Origin of the sequence: Citrobacter freundii complex sp. CFNIH2 (genome assembly GCF_002880615.1) — a bacterium.
In the GTDB taxonomy this organism is placed as follows: domain Bacteria; phylum Pseudomonadota; class Gammaproteobacteria; order Enterobacterales; family Enterobacteriaceae; genus Citrobacter_A; species Citrobacter_A amalonaticus_F.
The window spans coordinates 2,549,676-2,570,706 of sequence record NZ_CP025757.1 but is presented as its reverse complement, the minus strand read 5'-3'; the positions used below and the strand labels follow the sequence as shown (position 1 = coordinate 2,570,706).

At 52.8% G+C, this 21,031-nt stretch carries 19 protein-coding genes; 10 read left to right on the top strand and 9 right to left on the bottom strand.

Annotated features, from left to right (window positions below):
• Positions 1-14 precede the first annotated feature (14 nt).
• Entirely contained in the window at positions 15-506 is a 492-nt protein-coding gene (locus WM46_RS12695) for a YajQ family cyclic di-GMP-binding protein (protein ID WP_061076636.1), read from the top strand.
• Between the two features lie 36 nt (positions 507-542).
• Here the strand turns inward: WM46_RS12695 and WM46_RS12690 are convergent, their stop codons facing one another.
• The 8 genes from WM46_RS12690 to WM46_RS12650 all read right to left on the bottom strand — a co-directional run bounded on the left by WM46_RS12690 (position 543) and on the right by WM46_RS12650 (position 9,483).
• Complete coding sequence (locus tag WM46_RS12690; protein ID WP_061076637.1) at positions 543-1,907, bottom strand: MFS transporter; 1,365 nt, start codon at positions 1,905-1,907, stop codon at positions 543-545.
• Between the two features lie 221 nt (positions 1,908-2,128).
• A complete protein-coding gene (cyoE, locus tag WM46_RS12685; RefSeq protein WP_081093670.1) occupies positions 2,129-3,019 on the bottom strand; it encodes a heme o synthase in 891 nt (296 codons plus the stop codon).
• A gap of 11 nt (positions 3,020-3,030) precedes the next feature.
• Positions 3,031-3,360: a cytochrome o ubiquinol oxidase subunit IV gene (locus WM46_RS12680; RefSeq protein WP_032176034.1), complete on the bottom strand. Its 330-nt coding sequence runs from the start codon at positions 3,358-3,360 to the stop codon at positions 3,031-3,033.
• The gene (locus WM46_RS12675; protein ID WP_061076639.1) at positions 3,360-3,974 is read right to left on the bottom strand and encodes a cytochrome o ubiquinol oxidase subunit III; all 615 of its coding nucleotides are present in this window, start codon (positions 3,972-3,974) and stop codon (positions 3,360-3,362) included. Before WM46_RS12675 ends, WM46_RS12680 begins: the two co-directional genes overlap by 1 nt.
• The gene (cyoB, locus tag WM46_RS12670; protein WP_042324518.1) at positions 3,964-5,955 is read right to left on the bottom strand and encodes a cytochrome o ubiquinol oxidase subunit I; all 1,992 of its coding nucleotides are present in this window, start codon (positions 5,953-5,955) and stop codon (positions 3,964-3,966) included. The genes WM46_RS12675 and cyoB overlap by 11 nt, the downstream gene beginning before the upstream one ends.
• Before the next feature lie 11 nt (positions 5,956-5,966).
• Positions 5,967-6,923, bottom strand: coding sequence for a cytochrome o ubiquinol oxidase subunit II (gene cyoA, locus WM46_RS12665; protein ID WP_061076640.1), 957 nt, complete (start codon positions 6,921-6,923; stop codon positions 5,967-5,969).
• A gap of 458 nt (positions 6,924-7,381) precedes the next feature.
• Positions 7,382-8,857: a muropeptide MFS transporter AmpG gene (gene ampG / locus WM46_RS12655; protein ID WP_061076641.1), complete on the bottom strand. Its 1,476-nt coding sequence runs from the start codon at positions 8,855-8,857 to the stop codon at positions 7,382-7,384.
• A 47-nt stretch (positions 8,858-8,904) separates the two neighbouring features.
• Positions 8,905-9,483 (bottom strand): lipoprotein, encoded by a 579-nt coding sequence (locus tag WM46_RS12650; RefSeq protein ID WP_061076642.1) that lies wholly within the window; start codon positions 9,481-9,483, stop codon positions 8,905-8,907.
• Between the two features lie 307 nt (positions 9,484-9,790).
• On the opposite strand from WM46_RS12650, the gene bolA reads away from it, so the two are divergent.
• The 9 genes from bolA to fadM all read left to right on the top strand — a co-directional run bounded on the left by bolA (position 9,791) and on the right by fadM (position 20,220).
• The gene (gene bolA, locus WM46_RS12645; protein ID WP_042324511.1) at positions 9,791-10,108 is read left to right on the top strand and encodes a transcriptional regulator BolA; all 318 of its coding nucleotides are present in this window, start codon (positions 9,791-9,793) and stop codon (positions 10,106-10,108) included.
• Positions 10,109-10,449: 341 nt separating this feature from the next.
• Positions 10,450-11,748 (top strand): trigger factor, encoded by a 1,299-nt coding sequence (tig, locus tag WM46_RS12635; protein WP_061070466.1) that lies wholly within the window; start codon positions 10,450-10,452, stop codon positions 11,746-11,748.
• A gap of 245 nt (positions 11,749-11,993) precedes the next feature.
• Positions 11,994-12,617, top strand: coding sequence for an ATP-dependent Clp endopeptidase proteolytic subunit ClpP (gene clpP, locus WM46_RS12630; protein ID WP_002891804.1), 624 nt, complete (start codon positions 11,994-11,996; stop codon positions 12,615-12,617).
• A 127-nt stretch (positions 12,618-12,744) separates the two neighbouring features.
• Positions 12,745-14,019 carry an ATP-dependent protease ATP-binding subunit ClpX gene (clpX, locus tag WM46_RS12625; protein WP_042324505.1) on the top strand — a complete coding sequence of 425 codons (1,275 nt, stop codon included), beginning with the start codon at positions 12,745-12,747 and terminating at the stop codon, positions 14,017-14,019.
• Positions 14,020-14,203: 184 nt separating this feature from the next.
• Complete coding sequence (lon, locus tag WM46_RS12620) at positions 14,204-16,558, top strand: endopeptidase La (protein ID WP_042285905.1); 2,355 nt, start codon at positions 14,204-14,206, stop codon at positions 16,556-16,558.
• 193 nt (positions 16,559-16,751) lie between these two features.
• Positions 16,752-17,039 carry a nucleoid-associated protein HU-beta gene (hupB, locus tag WM46_RS12615; protein WP_152754439.1) on the top strand — a complete coding sequence of 96 codons (288 nt, stop codon included), beginning with the start codon at positions 16,752-16,754 and terminating at the stop codon, positions 17,037-17,039.
• Positions 17,040-17,307: 268 nt separating this feature from the next.
• The gene (ppiD, locus tag WM46_RS12610; RefSeq protein WP_061076644.1) at positions 17,308-19,182 is read left to right on the top strand and encodes a peptidylprolyl isomerase; all 1,875 of its coding nucleotides are present in this window, start codon (positions 17,308-17,310) and stop codon (positions 19,180-19,182) included.
• 150 nt (positions 19,183-19,332) lie between these two features.
• Positions 19,333-19,713 carry a helix-hairpin-helix domain-containing protein gene (locus WM46_RS12605; protein WP_061076645.1) on the top strand — a complete coding sequence of 127 codons (381 nt, stop codon included), beginning with the start codon at positions 19,333-19,335 and terminating at the stop codon, positions 19,711-19,713.
• A 108-nt stretch (positions 19,714-19,821) separates the two neighbouring features.
• Positions 19,822-20,220: a long-chain acyl-CoA thioesterase FadM gene (fadM, locus tag WM46_RS12600; protein WP_043001576.1), complete on the top strand. Its 399-nt coding sequence runs from the start codon at positions 19,822-19,824 to the stop codon at positions 20,218-20,220.
• A 64-nt stretch (positions 20,221-20,284) separates the two neighbouring features.
• On the opposite strand, the gene queC is transcribed toward fadM, so the two are convergent.
• Entirely contained in the window at positions 20,285-20,980 is a 696-nt protein-coding gene (queC, locus tag WM46_RS12595; RefSeq protein ID WP_043001575.1) for a 7-cyano-7-deazaguanine synthase QueC, read from the bottom strand.
• Positions 20,981-21,031: the final 51 nt, after the last annotated feature.

Sequence of the window (21,031 nt, the reverse complement as noted above, 5' to 3'; positions counted from 1 at the left end):
AGGGAGAGGAAAAGATGCCATCTTTCGATATTGTGTCTGAAGTTGATCTTCAGGAAGCACGTAACGGCGTGGATAACGCCATTCGTGAAGTTGAGTCACGTTTTGATTTTCGCGGCGTTGAAGCGACCATTGAGCTCAATGATGCCAATAAAACCATCAAGGTACTGAGCGAATCCGATTTCCAGGTTAACCAGTTGCTGGACATTCTGCGTGCCAAGCTGCTCAAGCGTGGCATTGAAGGGACATCCCTCGACGTGCCGGACGAGTTCGTCCACAGTGGGAAGACCTGGTTTGTGGAAGCAAAGCTGAAGCAGGGCATCGAGAGCGCCGTGCAGAAGAAGATCGTTAAGCTGATTAAAGACAGCAAGCTGAAGGTGCAAGCGCAGATTCAGGGTGAAGAGATTCGCGTGACCGGGAAATCCCGTGATGACCTCCAGTCCGTGATGGCGCTGGTGCGCGGCGGCGATTTGGGACAGCCGTTCCAGTTTAAAAACTTCCGCGATTAATCTTCAACGGTCCGGCTTTCCGGACCGTTTTCACTTTTACGCCCGGCTGATGGCCTGCTCAACCTCAAAGCGGTTGGTCACTTTGCTGTCGATCTTCACATAGGCGGAATGTTCCTGCTGGGCAATCAAAACTTCACTGACACCTTCTGTTGCCAGTAAACGCTGCTTCAGCACGTCATCGGCTGCAATCTCCGGTGGAATGACTACCCGCAGGCTGCTGACATACGGCGGCTCTTTCATGGTGCTGGCGACGGCGAGCCAGACAACGGCTAAAAACGCCCCGGCAAGGAAAACCGTCTGTCCGTCAAACATCCCGTCGACCCAACCGCCCAGTGAACCGCCCAGCGCGACGCCGAGGAACTGGCTGGTGGAATACACGCCCATCGCCGTGCCTTTATAGCCTGCTGGAGACTCTTTACTGATCAGTGAGGGAAGGAGGGCTTCCATCAGATTGAAGGCGAGGAAGAACAGTTGCACACCGATAATCAGTTCCCAGAAATGGCTGCCCGCGCCCCAGAGAACAACCTCGGCAATCACAATCAGCGCTACGCAGAACAGGAACACCCGTTTCATCCGCCGCTTCACTTCGGCGTATATAATAAACGGGACGACCGAGCCAAACGAAATCAGCATCGTCACCAGATACACTTTCCAGTGTTCCGCTGCGGGTAGTCCGGCATCAGCTAACTGGCCGGGCAGGGCAACGAAGGTGGACATCAGCAGAATGTGCAGACACATGATGCCGAAGTTAAGCTTCAGCAGTTTCGGTTCGGCCAGCACTTTGCTGAAGCTGCCTTTCACCATCCCCGATTCGCGATTGAGCACGTGGTTGTCACTGTCTGGCACCACCCACAGCGTCAGGATGATGCCAAGCGTTGCCAGGATGGCGATCATCCAGAAGAGGGCGTTGAGCCCCAGGGCGTGGGTAATGATTGGCCCAAGCACCATGGCGATTGCGAAGGTGATGCCAAAGCTCACGCCAATAAACGCCATTGCCTTTGTGCGATTTTGTTCACGGGTTAAGTCTGACAGCAGCGCCATCACCGCGGCGGCGATCGCCCCCGAACCCTGTAACGCACGGCCAAGAATAATGCCCCAGATGGAGTCCGACAGCGCGGCAATGATGCTGCCGAGGATAAACACAGCGAGCCCGCCGACAATCAGCGGCTTACGACCGATACGGTCGGAGAGCAGTCCAAAAGGGATCTGAAAAATAGCCTGCGCCAGACCATAGATGCCGATGGCGAGGCCAATTAACGCCTGGCTGGCTCCCTGTAGTGCCATGCCGTACGTGGTCAGAACCGGCAGGACCATAAACATGCCAAGCATGCGCAGAGAAAATACGGTCCCTAAACCCCAGGTGGCGCGCAACTCACCCGGCGTCATTTTATAATCGTTCATTCCCACCTCTGTCTTAATTTCGCGCCTAGTGTAAAGCGCTAAGCAGGCGGGGTAAATATGCGCTTTATTAACAAATGTTGGGGTTGTGAGTGGCGTCGGCTAGAGACGAAAATGCCGGATGACGAGACTAACATCTCTTATCCGGCCTACAAGCAATGTGCTTTTTTGTAGGCCGGATAAGGCGTCAGCCGCCATCCGGCATAGAAGATATGACGATTAACTTACCAGACGTAAGTCAGCAGATTGTGTGAATCCGGCACCATAAAGTCGACCGACATCATCACAGAGAGCGCGGTAATGGCGATGATGGAGAAACCGAACAGCTTGCGCGCCCAGACTCGGTCATCTTCCACTTTGTAACCGCGCAGCGCCATGCCTAACCACCAGACGCTCACCGCTGCCGCAACCACCAGATATTTATATCCGGCGTAGCCGCCCAGAGAGAGCATCAGCGTCGCAATGGCAAACGCGATGATATACAGCGTGATGTGGTTTTTGGCGACAGAGATGCCTTTCACCACCGGCAGAACCGGGATGTTAGCCGCCTGATAATCCTTAAAGCGGAAAATCGCGATGGCATAAGAGTGCGGCATCTGCCACAGGCTGAAAATCGCCAGCAGAATCAGCGCGCCGCTGTCGAACTCACCGGTTACCGCGCAGTAGCCGATCACCGGCGGCGCTGCGCCGGAGAGAGAGCCGATCAGCGTGCCGTAGACCGAGTGGCGTTTCATATACAGGCTGTAAACGCCCACATAAACCACAAAGCCCATCACCCCCAGCCAGCAGGCCAGAGGGTTCGCGCCAAACCACAGCAGCATGAAGCCAGCAATACCCAGCAGGGTGGCGTACGCCAGCGAGACTTTAGGAGAGATCAGGCCTCTTACCAGCACCCGATTCTTGGTCCTTTCCATCTTTCTGTCGATATCCCTGTCGATGTAGTTGTTAAATACACAACCCGACGCCACAACCAGTGACACTCCGACCAACGTGTAGATGAACAAGGGATAGTCGATGCTGCCCTTGGAGGCCAGCAGGAATCCCCCGATCACCGAGATCAGGTTGCCAAAGATGATGCCTGGTTTCGTTACTTGCAGGTATTGCTTAAACATCATAACCGCCGCTCTTAGTGCATCATCATATTGTAGTTGAGGTTCCACATGATCCAGATGGAACCGACAACCAGGATGGCGATGATCAGCACGGTAAAGACAAAAGCCGTCATGTTCCAGCCTTCATCAGACTTGGTGTTCATGTGCAGGAAGCACACCAGATGCACCAGAATCTGCACCACTGCCATTGCCAGGATAGTCCCCAGAATTACGGCTGGAGAGGCAGCACCCGTCATGACCATCCAGAACGGGATAACCGTCAGGATTATCGACAGGATAAAACCTGTCATGTAGGTTTTTACGCTGCCATGGGACGCGCCACTGTGATCGGTAGAATGACTCATTACATCGCCCCCATCAGATAAACAACAGTGAACACACAGATCCACACCACATCCAGGAAGTGCCAGAACAGGCTCAGGCACATGATGCGGGTACGGTTGGTGCTGGTCAGGCCGCGACGGGCGACTTGCACCATCAGCACCGCCATCCAGATCAGACCGGAAGTGACGTGCAGACCGTGGGTGCCGACCAACGCAAAGAACCCGGACAGGAAGCCGCTGCGATCCGGACCCATACCGTTAACAATCAGGTGATGGAATTCATAGAGTTCCATCCCGATGAAGCCAGCACCAAACAAGAAGGTCAACGCCAGCCAGGAGACAACCTGGCTCTTGTTGTTCTTGTGCATGGCGATCGCCGCCATGCCGTAGGTGATGGAGCTGAACAACAGCAGGAAAGTTTCAACCAGAACGAACGGCAGCTCAAAAATGTCCTTACCTGTCGGGCCACCTGCGGTGCCGTTCACCAGAACGGCATAGGTTGCGAACAGAATAGAGAACAGAATGCAGTCGCTCATCAGGTAGATCCAGAATCCGAAGATTTTGGTCTGGCCTGCGTCGTGGTGCCCGTGTTCGTGCGCGTGGGCAGTCGCGTTCGCTAAAGTATCAGTTGCCATTTTTCAGCCCTGCCTTAGAAATCTCATCGAAATGCTGGTTTTCCAGTTTTTCGACTTCCGGGACTGGTACGTAGTAGTCCACGTCCTCGTCAAAGCTTTTCACAATCCAGCTAATGATCATGCCTGCGAAGCCTACAATCGCCAGCCACCAGATATGCCAGATCATGGCGAAACCGAAGACGGTAGAGAACGCCGCAATCACAATGCCCGCACCGCTGTTTTTCGGCATATGAATTTCTTCATAATGCGCAGGCTGTTTGTACGCTTCACCTTTCTCTTTCATTTCCCAGAATGCATCACGCTCGTGAACGTGTGGCACAACGGCAAAGTTGTAGAACGGCGGCGGAGAAGAGGTTGCCCACTCCAGCGTACGGCCACCCCATGGGTCACCGGTCAGGTCACGGTTCTGCTCGCGGTCGCGAATAGAGACGAAGATCTGAATCAGCTGGCACAGGATACCCAGTGCAATCAGCGCGGCGCCGCAGGCGGCTACCACCAGCATCGGGTGGAACTGTGGGTCAATCTGCTGGCTGAGACGACGGGTCATCCCCATGAAGCCCAGCACGTACAGCGGCATAAAGGCTACGAAGAAGCCGATAATCCACAACCAGAAGGCGCGTTTACCCCAGGTTTCGTTCAGCGTGAAGCCAAACGCTTTTGGCCACCAGTAGGTCATACCGGCGAAGCACCCGAAGACCACACCGCCGATGATGACGTTATGGAAGTGCGCAATCAGGAACAGACTGTTGTGCAGTACGAAGTCCGCGCCCGGAACCGCCAGCAGAACGCCGGTCATCCCGCCGACGGAGAAGGTCACGATGAAGCCAATCGTCCACAGCATAGCGGAGTGGAAAACGATGCGGCCCTGATACATGGTGAACAGCCAGTTGAAGATCTTCACCCCGGTCGGGATGGCGATAATCATGGTGGTAATACCGAAGAAGGCGTTTACGTTTGCGCCAGCACCCATGGTGAAGAAGTGGTGCAGCCAGACGATGAACGACAGTACGGTAATACACACGGTCGCCCAGACCAGCGAGGTGTAACCAAACAGACGTTTACGCGAGAAGGTTGCCGCGATTTCGGAGAACACTCCGAATACGGGCAGAACCAGAATGTACACTTCCGGATGGCCCCAGGCCCAAATCAGGTTGATGTACATCATCATGTTGCCGCCCATATCGTTGGTAAAGAAATGGGTGCCCAGATAGCGATCCAGGGTCAGCAACGCGACGGTAACCGTCAGGATTGGGAATGACGCGATAATCAGGATGTTCGCGCACAGTGATGCCCAGGTAAAGACCGGCATTTTGAACATGGTCATGCCCGGCGCACGCATCTTCAGAATGGTAACGAAGAAGTTGATACCGGTTAACGTCGTACCAATACCGGATAGCTGGAGACTCCAGATCCAGTAATCGACCCCGACGCTGGGACTGTACTCTATTCCCGAGAGTGGCGGATAGGCCAGCCAACCGGTCTGTGCGAACTCACCAACGCCCAGAGACAGGTTAACCAGGATAACGCCGACAACGGTGAACCAGAAGCTCAGGTTGTTCAGGAACGGGAACGCAACGTCACGCGCACCGATCTGCAGCGGAACCACCAGGTTCATCAGACCGATAACGAAAGGCATTGCCACGAAGAAGATCATGATCACGCCGTGAGCCGTGAAGATCTGGTCGTAGTGGTGAGGCGGCAGGAAGCCCGCTTCACCCGCAGAGGCCAGCGCCTGCTGGCTACGCATCATGATGGCGTCGGCAAAGCCACGCAGCAACATCACAATAGCGACGATGACATACATGATGCCAAGACGCTTGTGGTCAACGGACGTGAGCCACTCTTTCCACAGGTAGGTCCACTTACCGAAGTAAGTGATCAAGGCTAATAAAGCCAGACCCCCGACGATAATGGCAGCGATCGTAACCATGACGATAGGTTCATGGAACGGGACTGCATCCAGTGATAATTTTCCGAACATCGTTTTCTTCCTCAGCCCCTTGAGTTGGCGGCTTCCGCGTGGCTCATGTCCATGCCTTCCATCCCTTCGTGCGAGCTGTGCTCACCTTCTGGTTGGGTCATGTCCATGCTCTGACCGTGAGCCATAAATTTGTTAATAACGTCTTTAAACAAATCGGGTTTCACGTTGGAGAAATATTCCACCTGGTTGTATTCGCTTGGTGCAGCCACTTTCTCGAACGCAGCCATATCGCTCATGGTGTTCGGTGACTGTTTCGCTTTAGCAACCCATTGGTCGAATGCGGCGCGGTCCTCTGTTGCGATAGCCTTGAACTTCATACCGGAGAAGCCAGGTCCGCTATAGCTTGCGGAGATACCGTCATAGGTACCGGCTTCATTGGCGATCAGATGCAGGCGAGTCTGCATACCGGCCATGGCATAAATTTGGCTACCCAGACGCGGGATGAAGAAGGAGTTCATCACGGAATTAGAGGTCACTTTGAAGTACACCGGAGTGTTCGCCGGGAAGGCGATTTCATTCACGGTAGCAATGCCCTGTTCCGGGTAGATGAAGAACCATTTCCAGTCCATGGAAACCACTTCGATGGTAATGGGCTTCTCGTCATGTGCCAGCGGCTTGCTTGGCTCAAGAGCGTGAGTGGTTTTCCAGGTCAGCACGGCAAGGAAAATGATGATTAAGATAGGTACCGTCCAGACCACCGCTTCCACTTTATTGGAGTGTGACCAGTTCGGGCTATACTTCGCATCTTTATTGCTTGCACGGTACTTCCAGGCAAAACCTACAGCCATCAAGATTGCAGGAATAACGACGATCAACATCAGGCCAAATGCCGTCAGTATCAGCGAACGTTGCTCCAGTCCAATCTGTCCTTTGGGATCTAACAGCGCAGAATTACAGCCACTGAGTAATGCAGTGCCTGCAATTAATGACAACCATCCCAAACTTTTATTGTATTTCCTGAGTCTCATTTAACGACCTCAATTCCACGGGACCTGGTGGCGTTTAAAGTGTGTGGGCATTTTACGGGAAGGTTACATTACTGTAAACATCATTGGATCTGTGTTACCGGGTTCTGCCGCCCGTGTCACATATGTTGCAGGATATGTCGTCTCAGCATTAAGAACCTGTTGCAACATCACGTTATAACGAAAGGGGATTCCAGGGAGGCGACAGGAGGGCAATTGGTATAACCAATGCAAAAATAAAACAATTGCTTAACAAGTGATTATCAATAAAGAGACAAATAAAATACAAAAAATAAATGTGGTCAGGCTGAATCGAGTAAGGAAAATAAAACCTATAAAAGGCGTCAATAATTTCCAGATTCTATTGCGCACAAAACAACAAATATTATTTTTTTCAATTGCTGCTTATTTAGCCGATATAATTACGCAAGGTGATTACAACAGCTAAATAAAGGGGGCGTTTACACCAGTCGCGTTTTGCGCAGCGCCAGATAGTCGAGCAATCCGCCAAACACGATGCCGAAAATGGCGACAGTCACCGCAACTTCCAGCAGTCCAGCGAGGAAGGAGAAGTTAGTGAAATCCATCGCGTTCATCGACAGCAACAGCAGCCAGACGGCAAGCAACGCGCATCCCGCCATCAAAATCCATAACGCCAGACTGTAGGCCGAACGGAATTCTGTTCGCGGCAGGAAACTTTCGCTCTGTCGCGTGTACTCCAGCGTTTGCCGACATACCAGCAGCAATATCAGACCCGGAACAGCGGCCACGACGGAGAAAAGATAAAACGTCGACCAGCCGTGCGCTTCGACAAACCAACCGGCAACCGGGCCAACATAGACGCGCCCGACGGCAGAAAGTGCCGATAGCAGGGCGAACTGGGTGGCAGAAAACGACTTATTGCACAGTGTCATCAGCAGTGCAACAAACGCCGAGGTCCCCATCCCCCCGCACAGATTTTCGAAAAACACCGCGGCGGCCATGCTGAACATGTGTTTGTCGGTCACCGACAGGAGCCAGTACCCGGCGTTGGAGACGCCCTGCAGGATGCCGAAAATCAGTAAAGCGCGGAACAGCGTCAGTCGCTGCATCAGTACCCCGCCGTACAGCGCGCCAATAATAGTGGCAATCAGTCCCAGCGTTTTATTGACGACGCCCACTTCACCGGCGTCAAAGCCCACGCCACGAATCAAAAAGGTGGTGGTCAGGCTCATGGCGAAGGCATCACCCAGCTTATAAAGGATGATGAGCAGCAAAATCAGCCAGGCGTTGTTGCGACCGAAGAAATCACGTAAGGGGGCAGCTACCGCTTGTTCCAGCGTTTTTGGCACCGGAATAGTGTCAGTCGGTTCGGGGGCGAGCAGGGTAGAAATAATGCAGGGGATTAGCAACGCCGCCATCAGCCAGTACATGCCCTGCCAGCCGAGCCAACGGTCGGCCATCCACAGCGCCAGTCCGCCGGACACCAGCATTCCGAGGCGATAGCCAAGCACGCTAATTGCCGCACCGGTCCCGCGTTCTTCTGCAGCTAAGACATCCGTTTTCCAGGCGTCAAACACAATATCTTGCGATGCCGAACAAAAGGCGATCACCACTGCCAGCGCCGCCATCCAGCGCAACTGACTACCGGGCTCCAGAAAACCCATCGCGGCGATGGATACCAGCAACAAACATTGCGTTGTCAGCAACCAGCCACGACGACGACCTAAAAAGGGCGGTGTGTAGCGGTCCATGACCGGAGACCAGAGAAACTTAAAGACGTAAGCCTGACCGACCAGCGAAAAGAAACCGATGGTTTTCAGATCGATATTCTCGACGGTCATCCACGCCTGAAGCGTACCGGAGGTCAACGCGAGCGGCAGGCCGGAGGCAAAACCCAACATCAGCAAGATAGCTGATTTTGGTTGTTGAAAAATGCGTAAGTAGTGACTGGGCATGGGCATATAAAGCTGACCCGGCGCGGTGCCGGGTCAGGGGGCAGAAATTAACGAGCGTTCTGTTTGATAAAGTCGTGGACGCTGGTGTCCTGAGACATGTCAGCAATAGTATCGGTCAGCACGCTGTTAACCGCGTTGGCGATATTCTTGTTGGTCGCCTGGAACGCGCCTTCAACGGAGTAACTGGCGCGGTAGTTTTTGGTCATCTTGTTGCCGTTGGCCGCCGTCGCGATGATCGCGATATCGGCTTTGGTGGCGATGTTATAACGCACGTTGCCCTGAGACACATCAGCGTACAGCTGGTTAACAATGATCTGCAGGTTCACTGCACCGTTCGGGCCGACCATATAACCGCGTGAGGTCATCTGTTTTTCCAGCACTTCTTGTAACAGGAAACGCAGATCGCGGGAGGCAGTCAGTGTCACCAGTTGATTGTCGCGGGTCACTTTCGCCAGCGCCTGGTCCGGACGCTGATCGGCGCCATTGATGCTAACGGTCACGCCCATCAGGCTCGGATCCTGTTGCGGAAGCGTAATTTTAGGCGAAACGTCAATCGTGGTTGGCGGTGTCGCACAGCCCGCCAGCATGAAAAGCGCGATTAACGGGAAGAGGATTTTTTTTAACATGTTCGTGCTCTCAGTAACTCTTAATCATATGGATAGAGAATAATTCCCGCCATCATAACATCGCCAACGGCGAGGGGAAGTGGGTAACGCATGTAAATTCATCATGTTGTCCGAATAATGAGGTTATAGAGACCAAATTGGGTATTTATGCCATCCCCCAGTGGGTTGAATCAGTAAACTTCATCGCCTTGACGGCGAAAATCAGACGAAGGCTAAATTTTTGTTGTAATGGTGTAATGGAACCGGTAAAAGCGGCTAATATTTAAAGGGATGGGTGACATCTCAGCGCCGTTTGAGGAGATATATCATGATGATACGTGAGCAAATAGAAGAAAAATTAAGGGCAGCGTTCCAACCCGTGTTCCTCGAGGTCGTGGATGAAAGCTATCGTCACAATGTCCCGGCTGGTTCAGAAAGCCACTTTAAAGTCGTTCTGGTTAGCGATCGCTTTACCGGCGAGCGTTTTTTGAATCGTCATCGGATGATCTACGGTACATTAACCGCAGAACTGTCTACGACGGTCCACGCGCTGGCGCTGCATACCTATACCATCAAAGAGTGGGAAGGGTTGCAGGATACGATCTTTGCGTCACCGCCATGTCGGGGTGCGGGAAGCATCGCGTAAAAACGCATTTGCAACCGCTGGCGCTTTTCCAGTATGTTGCTAAAGATTATGTGAAAACGGCCTGCGGGCCGTTTTGTTTTGTCTGAATTTTGCACGGGTCAAACCCTTTTCAGGGTAAAAATAGCCGGGAATTGTGAAAAATGCCGCAGCAACGCGCAATAACCGTTCTCGACTCATAAAAGTGATGCCGCTATAATGCCGCGTCTTATTTGAATGTCTTCGGGATGATTCTGACGACAGGGAATGTGATTGATTAAGAGAACATCCCGGTTCCGCGAAGCTAATAATCTGTGCTTGCGGAGTAGAGTTGACCGAGCACTGTGATTTTTTGAGGTAACAAGATGCAAGTTTCAGTTGAAACCACTCAAGGCCTTGGCCGCCGTGTAACGATTACTATCGCTGCTGACAGCATCGAGACCGCTGTTAAAAGCGAGCTGGTCAACGTAGCGAAGAAAGTGCGTATTGACGGCTTCCGTAAAGGCAAAGTACCGATGAATGTTGTTGCTCAGCGTTATGGCGCGTCTGTTCGCCAGGACGTTCTGGGTGACCTGATGAGCCGCAACTTCGTTGATGCCATCATCAAAGAAAAAATCAATCCGGCTGGCGCACCGAACTACGTTCCGGGCGAATACAAACTGGGTGAAGACTTCACCTACGCGGTAGAATTCGAAGTCTATCCGGAAGTTGAACTGACCGGTCTGGACGCAATCGAAGTTGAAAAACCGGTTGTTGAAGTCACCGACGCGGATGTTGACGTGATGCTGGATACCCTGCGTAAACAGCAGGCGACCTGGAAAGATAAAGACGGCGCTGCGGATGCAGAAGACCGCGTTACCCTCGACTTCACCGGTTCTGTAGACGGCGAAGAGTTCGAAGGCGGTAAAGCGTCTGATTTCGTACTGGCGATGGGCCAGGGTCGTATGATCCCGGGCTTTGAAGACGGTATCAAAGGTCACAAAGCAGGCGAAGAGTTCACCATCGACGTGACTTTCCCGGAAGACTACCACGCTGAAAACCTGAAAGGTAAAGCGGCGAAATTCGCCATCAACCTGAAGAAAGTGGAAGAGCGTGAGCTGCCGGAACTGACTGAAGAATTCATCAAACGTTTCGGCGTTGAAGATGGTTCCGTTGCCGGTCTGCGTACCGAAGTCCGTAAAAACATGGAACGCGAGCTGAAAGGCGCGGTGCGTAACCGTGTTAAATCTCAGGCAATCGACGGTCTGGTGAAAGCGAACGACATCGACGTTCCTGCTGCACTGATTGACAGCGAAATCGACGTTCTGCGTCGTCAGGCTGCTCAGCGTTTCGGTGGTAACGAGAAACAAGCTCTGGAACTGCCGCGTGAACTGTTCGAAGAACAGGCTAAGCGTCGCGTAGTAGTAGGTCTGCTGCTGGGCGAAGTGATTCGTACCAACGAACTGAAAGCGGATGAAGATCGCGTGAAGGGCCTGATCGAAGAGATGGCTTCTGCTTACGAAGATCCGAAAGAAGTGATCGAGTTCTACAGCAAAAATAAAGAGCTGATGGACAACATGCGTAACGTCGCTCTGGAAGAACAGGCGGTTGAAGCGGTTCTGGCGAAAGCCAAAGTGACTGAAAAAGCCACGACCTTCAATGAGCTGATGAACCAGCAGGCGTAATTCCGCTTAAACGCGCGAATTTCGCACAAAGGCCCGTCACCGTCAGGTGGCGGGTCTTTTTTTTGTCATGACTTTTGCATGGAAGCGTGCGAAAAAGCGTTTTTCGGTGTTAGCGTTAAAGCAAAAGATTGTTATGCTTGAATTATGGCGATGCCGTACCCATAACAGAGGGACTAGCTGATAATCCGTCCATAAGGTTACAATCGGTACAGCAGGTTTTTTCATTTTTTATCCAGGAGACGGAAATGTCATACAGCGGCGAACGAGATAACTTTGCACCCCATATGGCGCTGGTGCCGATGGTCATTGAACAGACCTCACGTGGTGAGCGCTCTTTTGATATCTACTCTCGTCTACTTAAGGAACGCGTCATTTTTCTGACCGGTCAGGTCGAAGATCATATGGCTAACCTGATCGTGGCGCAGATGCTGTTCCTGGAAGCCGAAAACCCGGAAAAAGATATCTACCTGTACATTAACTCTCCGGGCGGCGTAATTACTGCAGGCATGTCGATTTATGACACCATGCAGTTTATTAAGCCAGACGTCAGCACCATCTGTATGGGCCAGGCGGCCTCTATGGGCGCGTTCTTGCTGACGGCCGGGGCGAAAGGTAAACGTTTCTGCCTGCCGAACTCCCGCGTGATGATTCACCAGCCGTTGGGCGGTTACCAGGGCCAGGCAACAGATATTGAAATTCACGCCCGTGAAATCCTGAAAGTTAAAGGGCGCATGAACGAACTTATGGCACACCATACGGGTCAATCTCTTGAGCAGATTGAACGTGATACTGAGCGCGATCGCTTCCTCTCTGCTGCTGAGGCAGTGGAGTATGGCTTAGTCGACTCGATTTTGACCCATCGTAATTGATGCCCGGGGCGCAACTCTGCCGCTATACTTACCAGGGGCGGCACAACGCGACAAAGCGAGTTGCGCCTGAGAATGGCATTTTGCGTCGTCGTGTGCGGCACAAAGAACAAAGAAGAGGTTTTGACTCATGACAGATAAACGCAAAGATGGCTCGGGCAAATTGTTGTACTGCTCTTTTTGCGGCAAAAGCCAGCATGAAGTGCGTAAGCTCATCGCCGGTCCATCCGTGTATATCTGCGATGAATGTGTCGATCTGTGTAACGACATCATTCGCGAAGAGATTAAGGAAGTTGCACCGCATCGTGAACGCAGTGCGCTGCCGACGCCACACGAAATTCGTAACCACCTTGACGATTACGTCATTGGTCAGGAACAGGCGAAGAAAGTGCTGGCGGTCGCGGTATACAACCACTACAAACGTCTGCGCAACGGCGACACCAGCAATGGCGTCGAGTTGGGCAAAAGTAACATTCTGCTGATCGGTCCGACTGGTTCCGGTAAAACGCTGTTGGCGGAAACGCTGGCGCGTCTGCTGGACGTTCCGTTCACGATGGCGGATGCCACCACGCTGACCGAAGCGGGTTACGTGGGTGAGGACGTTGAGAACATCATCCAGAAACTGTTGCAGAAGTGCGACTACGATGTGCAGAAAGCGCAGCGTGGTATCGTCTATATCGATGAAATTGACAAGATTTCCCGTAAGTCTGACAACCCGTCGATCACTCGTGACGTTTCCGGTGAAGGCGTACAGCAGGCGCTGCTGAAACTGATCGAAGGGACGGTTGCTGCCGTTCCGCCGCAGGGCGGACGTAAACATCCGCAACAGGAATTCTTGCAGGTGGATACCTCTAAGATCCTGTTCATCTGTGGCGGTGCGTTTGCCGGTCTGGATAAAGTGATCGCTAACCGCGTTGAAACCGGCTCCGGCATTGGTTTTGGCGCAACGGTGAAAGCAAAATCCGACAAGGCCAGCGAAGGCGAACTGCTCTCGCAGGTTGAACCGGAAGATTTGATCAAGTTTGGTCTGATTCCTGAGTTTATTGGTCGTCTGCCGGTTGTGGCGACGCTGAGCGAACTGAGCGAAGAAGCGCTGATCCAGATCCTGAAAGAGCCGAAAAACGCGCTGACCAAGCAGTATCAGGCGCTGTTTAACCTCGAAGGCGTTGACCTGGAGTTCCGCGACGAAGCGCTGGATGCGATTGCCCGCAAAGCGATGGCGCGTAAAACCGGTGCCCGTGGTCTGCGCTCCATCGTAGAAGCCGCGCTGCTGGATACCATGTACGATCTGCCTTCGATGGAAGACGTCGAAAAAGTGGTGATTGATGAGTCAGTGATCGGCGGCCAGAGCAAGCCATTGCTGATTTACGGCAAGCCGGAAGCCCAGCAGGCATCTGGTGAATAATTAGCCAATCCATACAATCAGTTAATCAAAAAGGGGGGATTTTATCTCCCCTTTACTTTTTCCGTAATCATGGCGTTGAATGTGTGGGAAACATCCCCATATACTGACATACATGTTAAAGGTGGCGTGAAGCACAGCTATGCCATCTGATTACCTGGCGGACACTAAACTAAGAGAGAGCTCTATGAATCCTGAGCGTTCTGAACGCATTGAAATCCCCGTATTGCCGTTGCGCGATGTGGTGGTTTATCCGCACATGGTCATACCCTTGTTTGTAGGGCGGGAAAAATCTATCCGTTGTCTGGAAGCGGCTATGGACCATGATAAAAAAATCATGCTGGTCGCCCAGAAAGAAGCATCAACGGATGAGCCGGGTGTAAACGATCTTTTCACCGTCGGGACCGTGGCCTCTATTTTGCAGATGCTGAAACTGCCTGACGGCACCGTCAAAGTGCTGGTCGAAGGGTTACAGCGTGCGCGTATTTCTGCGCTGTCTGATAACGGCGAGCACTTCTCTGCGAAAGCGGAATACCTTGATTCGCCTGCTATTGACGAGCGCGAACAGGAAGTGCTGGTACGCACGGCGATCAGCCAGTTCGAAGGCTACATCAAGCTGAACAAGAAAATCCCACCAGAAGTGCTGACGTCGCTCAATAGCATTGACGATCCGGCGCGCCTGGCGGACACCATCGCTGCCCATATGCCGCTGAAGCTGGCGGATAAGCAGTCCGTGCTGGAGATGTCCGACGTGAACGAGCGTCTGGAGTATCTGATGGCGATGATGGAGTCTGAAATCGATCTGCTGCAGGTTGAGAAGCGCATTCGCAACCGCGTGAAAAAGCAGATGGAGAAATCTCAGCGTGAGTACTATCTGAATGAGCAGATGAAGGCAATTCAGAAAGAACTCGGCGAAATGGACGACGCGCCAGACGAAAACGAAGCGCTGAAGCGGAAGATCGACGCGGCAAAAATGCCGAAAGAGGCGAAAGAGAAAGCCGAAGCTGAACTGCAGAAGCTGAAAATGATGTCGCCGATGTCGGCGGAAGCGACCGTCGTGCGTGGCTACATCGACTGGATGGTACAGGTGCCGTGGAATGCGCGTAGCAAGGTCAAAAAAGACCTGCGTCAGGCGCAGGAAATCCTTGATACCGACCACTATGGTCTGGAGCGAGTGAAAGACCGCATCCTTGAATATCTCGCGGTACAAAGCCGTGTGAACAAAATCAAGGGGCCGATCCTGTGCCTGGTGGGACCGCCGGGGGTAGGTAAAACCTCTCTGGGTCAGTCCATCGCCAAAGCGACCGGGCGTAAATACATCCGTATGGCGCTGGGCGGCGTGCGTGATGAAGCGGAAATTCGCGGTCACCGTCGGACGTACATCGGCTCTATGCCGGGTAAACTGATCCAGAAAATGGCGAAAGTGGGTGTTAAAAACCCGCTGTTCCTGCTCGATGAGATCGATAAAATGTCTTCCGACATGCGTGGCGATCCGGCATCCGCACTGCTTGAGGTGCTGGATCCTGAGCAGAACGTGGCATTCAGCGATCACTACCTGGAAGTGGACTACGATCTCAGCGACGTCATGTTTGTCGCGACCTCCAACTCCATGAACATTCCGGCGCCGCTGCTGGACCGTATGGAAGTGATCCGTCTGTCCGGGTATACCGAAGACGAGAAGCTGAATATTGCCAAACAGCACCTGCTGCCGAAGCAGATTGAGCGTAACGCGCTGAAGAAAGGCGAGCTGACGGTCGACGACAGCGCCATTATCGGCATTATTCGTTACTACACTCGTGAAGCTGGCGTGCGTAGTCTGGAACGTGAAATTTCCAAACTGTGCCGGAAAGCGGTCAAGCAGTTGCTGCTGGATAAGTCACTGAAACACATTGTGATCAATGGCGATAACCTGCACGACTACCTGGGCGTACAGCGCTTTGACTATGGTCGCGCGGACAATGAAAACCGCGTGGGCCAGGTGACCGGTCTGGCGTGGACGGAAGTGGGCGGCGATCTGCTGACCATCGAAACCGCGTGCGTGCCGGGCAAAGGCAAGCTGACCTACACCGGTTCGCTGGGTGAAGTGATGCAGGAGTCCATCCAGGCTGCGCTGACCGTGGTGCGCGCGCGTGCGGAGAAACTGGGTATTAATCCGGACTTTTACGAAAAACGCGACATTCACGTTCACGTCCCGGAAGGGGCGACGCCGAAAGACGGTCCGAGCGCCGGGATTGCGATGTGTACCGCGCTGGTTTCCTGCCTGACCGGTAACCCGGTGCGTGCCGATGTGGCGATGACCGGTGAGATCACCCTGCGTGGTCAGGTACTGCCGATCGGTGGGTTAAAAGAAAAACTTCTGGCTGCGCACCGTGGTGGTATTAAAACGGTCTTAATTCCGGATGAAAACAAACGCGACCTGGAAGAGATTCCGGACAATGTTATTGCCGATTTGGACATCCATCCGGTGAAACGCATTGAAGAGGTTCTGACTCTCGCATTGCAAAATGAACCCTCTGGAATGCAGGTTGTGACGGCAAAATAGTGACCTCGCGCAAAGAGCACTAATAAAAACAGGGCTGGCAGGCCATTTCGTACTTGCCAGCCTTTTTTTGTATAGCTAATTTAGATGACGGATTGGGCTTGCCATCATTATCGGGTGTTGTAAGGGCATGGCAGGCCTGATATAACTGCTGCGCGGTCGCACTTTGAAGGATTCTGGTGCGATATAAATTATAATGAGGAAGAGAAGAGTGAATAAATCTCAACTGATCGACAAAATTGCTGCAGGGGCTGATATCTCCAAAGCTGCGGCAGGGCGTGCGTTAGACGCAATTATTGCTTCTGTTACCGAATCTCTGAAAGAAGGGGATGACGTTGCGCTGGTAGGTTTTGGTACTTTTGCTGTTAAAGAGCGTGCTGCCCGTACTGGTCGCAACCCGCAAACAGGTAAAGAGATCGCCATTGCTGCCGCCAAAGTACCTGGTTTCCGTGCAGGTAAAGCACTGAAAGACGCAGTAAACTAAGCGTGATCCCCTTCCGGGGACAGGACTCAGTACAAGGGCGCATCAATTGATGTGCCTTTTTTGTTTTTGCAGCGATTTTCTACATGTTGTGGGCTGACAATCGCCCCTGTTTCTTGTCACAATAGGCCTTTATGCGCAGCGTTCAGGAAACGCTATGCTGCGTCACGCGTATATACACAAAGGCATTCACGTTTCATCGGGGCAGTTAACGACGAGGCCGCGTGAAAGATGCCGTGTATAGTCACCTACAGCGGAGTGTGGTTACACCATGATGGACAGCTTACGCACGGCTGCTAACAGTCTCGTGCTCAAGATTATTTTCGGAATCATTATCGTGTCGTTCATTCTGACCGGCGTGAGTGGTTACCTGATTGGCGGAGGCAACAACTACGCCGCTAAAGTGAATGACCAGGAAATCAGCCGTGGGCAGTTTGAGAATGCGTTCAACAGCGAACGTAATCGCATGCAGCAACAGTTGGGCGACCAGTACTCTGAGCTCGCGGCAAACGAAGGTTACATGAAAACCCTGCGCCAGCAGACGCTCAATCGTCTGATTGATGAAGCGCTGCTTGACCAGTATGCCCGCGAACTCAAACTGGGCATCAGCGATGAGCAAGTGAAGCAGGCCATTTTCTCCACGCCGGCATTCCAGGTCGATGGTAAGTTTGATAACAACCGCTACAACGCGATTGTCAATCAGATGGGGATGACTGCTGACCAGTATGCGCAAGCCTTGCGTAACCAGCTGACTACGCAGCAGCTTATCAGCGGCGTCGCGGGGACCGATTTCATGCTCAAAGGCGAGACGGATGAGCTGGCGGCGCTTGTCGCTCAGCAGCGCGTCGTCCGCGAAGCCACGATTGACGTTAATGCCCTTGCAGCGAAGCAGTCGGTGACGGACCAGGAAGTGGCCAGCTACTACGAGCAGCACAAGAATAGCTTCATGACCCCGGAACAGTTCCGCGTCAGCTACATCAAGCTGGACGCTGCCTCGATGCAAAAACCGGTCAGCGATGAAGATATCCAGTCTTATTACGATCAGCATCAGGATCAGTTCACCCAGGCGCAGCGTAGCCGTTACAGCATCATCCAGACGAAAACGGAAGATGAAGCGAAAGCGGTCCTGGACGCGCTGAACAAAGGCGGTGACTTTGCTGCGCTGGCGAAAGAGAAATCTGCCGACATCATCTCTGCCCGCAACGGCGGCGATATGGGCTGGCTGGAAGACGCCACCACGCCGGATGAGCTGAAAAATGCCGGGCTGAAAGAGAAGGGCCAGCTTTCTGGCGTGATTAAATCCTCTGTCGGCTTCCTGGTGGTGCGTCTGGACGACATTCAGCCGGCGGTTGTGAAGCCGCTGAACGAAGTCCGTGATGACATCGCCGCGAAAGTGAAACAGGAAAAAGCGCTGGATGCTTACTTTGCTTTACAGCAGAAAGTGAGCGATGCGGCGAACAATGATACGGAATCTCTGGCGGGTGCCGAACAGGCGGCTGGCGCGAAAGCGGTACAGACGGGCTGGTTCAGCCACGAGAGCCTGCCGGAAGAGCTGAATTTCAAACCGGTATCAGACGCCATTTTTGATGGCGCTCTGGTGGGTGAAAACGGCGCGCCGGGCAGAAACTCCGATATCATCACTGTGGATGGCGATCGCGCGTTTGTTCTGCGTATCAGCGATCACAAAGCAGAGGCCGTGAAGCCGCTGTCTGAGGTGAAAGATCAGGTTACGGCGCTGGTTAAGCACAACAAGGCAGAGCAGCAGGCTAAACTGGATGCGGAAAAACTGCTGGTTGAGCTGAAGGCGGGTAAAGGCGCAGAAGCGATGAAAGCCGCCGGTCTGAGCTTTGGCGAGTCTAAAACGCTGAGCCGTACGGGCCAGGATCCTATTAGCCAGGCGGCGTTTGGTCTGAGCCTGCCGGCGAAAGATAAGCCGAGCTATGGCATTGCCAACGATATGCAAGGCAATGTGGTTCTGCTGGCCCTGGACGACGTGAAAGCGGGTTCCATGCCGGAAGAGCAGAAGAAAGCGATGGTTCAGGGGATCACCCAGAACAATGCGCAGATTGTCTTCGAAGCGCTGATGAGTAACCTGCGTAAATCGGCGAAAATCAAAATCGGCGATGCGATGGATCAACAGCCGTAATCGTCGAGACGTCTCGCAAATCATTGCACAACCGTTGTAACACCTGAAGGCCGCTTTCGCGGCCTTTTCCATTTCTGACATTTGCCATTTGTTCGTTGGTTTTTGCCTCGTTATCGTGATTCCACTGTTCACTAACAAGGAGAAAACAGTATGAAACATGGAATCAAAGCGTTACTTATCACCCTTTCCTTCGCCTGCGCGGGTATGACTCAAAGCGCTCTGGCGGCGTCATCGACAGCGGCAGCGAAAAGCCCGGCGGTGGAGACCAGCGCACAAGCACCGGTCGCAGGGCAAAACAAAGCCGCGGTTCCGGCGAAAGCCAGCACCGAAGAGGGCACCAGGGTCAGCATCAATACCGCATCGGCAGAAGAGCTGGCGCGAGCGATGAACGGTGTTGGCCTGAAGAAAGCGCAGGCGATAGTCAGCTATCGTGAAGAGTACGGCCCGTTTAAAACGGTGGAAGATCTCAAGCAAGTGCCAGGGATGGGAAATTCGCTGGTAGAGCGTAATTTGTCAATTTTAACACTTTAATAACTTGCGCAGTGGCAAAAATTTGCCAGGATAGTAGAGGTCATACCAGTTATGGCCTCTCTACTTCCATAGAGTACATTCTTATAAAAAACGTAAGGTCTCTGCGCTATGCAAACACAGATTAAGGTTCGTGGTTATCATCTTGATGTTTATCAGCACGTGAATAATGCCCGCTATCTTGAGTTTCTGGAGGAAGCCCGCTGGGATGGTCTGGAAAGCAGCGATAGCTTTCAATGGATGACTGCCCACAATATCGCTTTCGTGGTGGTCAACATCAATATTAACTATCGCCGTCCGGCGGTTCTGAGCGATCTGCTGACCGTCACCAGCCAGGTGCAACAGCTAAACGGGAAAAGCGGTATTCTAAGCCAGGTGATTACGCTGGAACCGGAAGGACAGGTGGTGGCTGATGCGCTCATTACGTTCGTCTGTATCGATCTGAAATCGCAAAAAGCGCTGCCGCTGGAAGGGGAGTTACGCGAAAAGCTGGAGCAGATGGTGAAGTAGGTGTGGATGATTCAACTGTAGGCCGGATAAGGTGCCTGGCACCGCCATCCGGCGAAACCCGCAATTATTTCAAGCCGGTTTTCTGCTTCATTGCCGCCATGATGACCGGTTTATCCGCCAGGTAATGATTCAGGCCGTTCGCACGCAGATTACAGGCCGCACAGTGGCCGCAACCATCGCCCTTAATGCCGTTGTAGCAGGTTAGCGTTTCTTCACGCACCAGATCCAGCTTGCCCCAATAATCTGCCAGCGCCCAGGTTTCGGCTTTATCAATCCACATTAGCGGCGTTTCAAAGCGGATATCTTTTGCCATTCCCAGTTTGATGGCGTGATTCAGCGCCTCGACAAAATCATTACGACAGTCAGGGTAACCGGAGAAATCGGTCTCGCAGACGCCGGTAATCACCGCTTCAGCTTTTACCTGATAAGCATAAATCGCCGCCAGGGTCAGAAACAGAATATTGCGTCCAGGCACAAAAGTATTCGGGATCCCATCGGCATCCGGTTCGTAATCCGGAACCGGGATGTTGTCACGAGTCAGGCTGCTGACTGCCAGTTCACTCAGCAGCGTCACGTCCAGTACTTTGTGCGCACGGGCACCCAGTTTCAGGGCCAGATCACGCGCAACATCAATCTCCGCTCGATGGCGCTGACCATAATCAAAGGTCACGCAATGCACTTCATCATACTGATGCAGCGCCTGCACCAGACAGGTGGTGGAGTCCTGCCCTCCACTGAAAACTACGACGGCACGTTTCATGGTTAATCCTGATAAATTGCTGTACACAAAATCATTCAAATAGCATCAAGG